Source organism: Sodalis-like endosymbiont of Proechinophthirus fluctus, from assembly GCF_001602625.1.
GTDB lineage: Bacteria > Pseudomonadota > Gammaproteobacteria > Enterobacterales > Enterobacteriaceae.
Window position 1 is genome coordinate 62,439 of the sequence record NZ_LECR01000003.1, and the last position, 1,512, is coordinate 63,950.

Sequence of the window (1,512 nt, forward strand, 5' to 3'; positions counted from 1 at the left end):
CAAGGCGTACAGGGTCATGTCGCCTATCCGCATCTGGCGGAGAATCCCGTTCATCGCGCGATGAACGCGCTGAAGGAACTGGTGGAAACCCAGTGGGACGAGGGCAATGGTTTTTTTCCGCCTACGACGATGCAAATAGCCAATATTCATGCCGGTACCGGCAGCAACAATGTTATTCCCGGCGAGCTGAAGGTGCAATTCAATTTTCGTTTCAGTACCGAGCTTTCTGACGCTACTCTCCGCCAGCGGGTAGAAGCGCTGATGCAGCGACATGGGCTGTGCTATCACATTGACTGGTCGCTATCAGGCCAGCCTTTCTTGACTGCGCGTGGCGAGCTGCTGGACGCGGCGGTGCGCGCGGTAGAGCACTATCAGGAGTTAACGCCGCGTCTGGAAGCTACTGGTGGAACCTCCGATGGACGGTTCATAGCCCGTATGGGCGCACAGGTGATAGAGCTCGGCCCGGTAAACGCCACCATCCATAAAGTCAACGAGTGCGTAAGAGCCACCGATCTGCAACTGCTGAGCCGGATGTACCAGCGCATCATGGAACGATTGATTTTATGATGGATGTTCTGGCAGTTACTGAACGCACCGACAGGCATTTAATCCCGCTAGAAACGGTCACCAGCTACAGCTGGGCGCGGCGATGGCCTTTGCGCAGTTAACAGCAATCGGCGACACAAGCAGGGTTTTCCCTGCGCTCTCAGGCCAGCAGTTTTTGTGACATTGACCACCAATTGCGCATCTAGAATGGCATATTTCACGGTCAGCAGCCACTCCACTATATTGGATCCTGCTACTGGATGCGCTTACTCTGGCGATAGTAGGGCTTTACTGCGGGCTATCCTTGCAATGGTCGGCATTGCCTGACGCTAGCCGACACCACTGGTACATCGATCCGGATATCTACATCCCCGATTTACTGCCACCGGTGCGCAATTGCAGCAGCATTACAAACCCGAGGAGTATTTGCCTAGCAGCAATTTCGCAACGCTTACCCGCTAGCTTGGACCAGCATCTAGGCGAACGTCTCTATGCGCATGATCGCGGCGACTGGCGGTAAGCCCTGGCACATCAGCTACTGGCTGCTGGCGGGCAGCGGCTCGTTAATGCTGACACCCGCGGTACTACTATTATGCAGTCCTGGCAGATATGCAATCCTGGCAGGGCTAGGATATGGCGGGCAGTGCATAGCTACACGATATCTTCCAGCTCTACATTGATAATATCGATAAGGAGTAAATTTATTGGATAGTTAGCAAATTATTGGTAGATAGTGTTATCAGTCTTGGTGGGCATGTTGGTTGATAGGCGGTTTGAAAACGCTGCGCCGGGTGGCGGGTGGATCGGATCATTTGCGCTTAAATTGTTCCAGGTGCTGCTGTCCGGGGCTGTCATAGTTCATCGAAACGGTGCCGAGCTGGCAGCTGCTGTCCTTCATATTCATGCTGATACGCGCCTGTGGTGCCGGCAGACGCGTCCACACAGCAGTGTACGGTAAACGCACCA

The 1,512-nt window shown here is 54.2% G+C and carries 2 protein-coding genes; one reads left to right on the forward strand and one right to left on the reverse strand.

Going from position 1 to position 1,512, the window contains the following annotated elements; all coding sequences use genetic code 11:
• Positions 1–567: M20/M25/M40 family metallo-hydrolase (locus BG74_RS15430; protein WP_244267061.1), on the forward strand; the 567-nt coding region annotated here is incomplete at its 5' end.
• Between the two features lie 787 nt (positions 568–1,354).
• Here the strand turns inward: BG74_RS15430 and bamC are convergent.
• Positions 1,355–1,510 (reverse strand): NlpB/DapX family lipoprotein, encoded by a 156-nt coding sequence (gene bamC / locus BG74_RS09755; RefSeq protein ID WP_501037402.1) that lies wholly within the window; start codon positions 1,508–1,510, stop codon positions 1,355–1,357.
• Between the last annotated feature and the right edge of the window lie 2 nt (positions 1,511–1,512).